The sequence below is a fragment of the Streptomyces exfoliatus genome (assembly GCF_000725545.1).
GTDB lineage: Bacteria > Actinomycetota > Actinomycetes > Streptomycetales > Streptomycetaceae > Streptomyces > Streptomyces exfoliatus.
Window position 1 is genome coordinate 1 of sequence record NZ_JNZP01000103.1, and the last position, 334, is coordinate 334.

1 protein-coding gene is annotated in these 334 nt (G+C 72.5%); it reads right to left on the bottom strand.

The window, feature by feature from the left end:
* Positions 1–334: DoxX family protein (locus tag IO20_RS0134295; RefSeq protein WP_031127812.1), on the bottom strand; the 334-nt coding region annotated here is incomplete at both ends.

The window sequence follows — 334 nt, forward strand, 5'->3', positions numbered from 1 at the left end:
CGGCGGTGCGGTGCAGGACGAGCCGGGTGAGGAGACCGCTGCCGAGACCGGCCGCAAGCGCGAGGGCGGCCCACCACAGCGGGTACGACGCGAGACCGAGGACCGCGTCGAGAGACCACGCCCCGGGACCGGTCGCCGCGAGGGCCGCGGCCGTGGCGACGAGGACCAGCGGATACTCGTAGCCGTCGTTCTGCACCCAGAGCCCGTGACGCCACTTCACCGTCAGCGCGACCGTCATCACCCCGATGACACCGGTCGCCGCCAACGGCGTCAGAAAACCGACCACGAGCAGCAGACCCGATCCGATCTGACCACCCCCCGCCGCGAGGGCGGT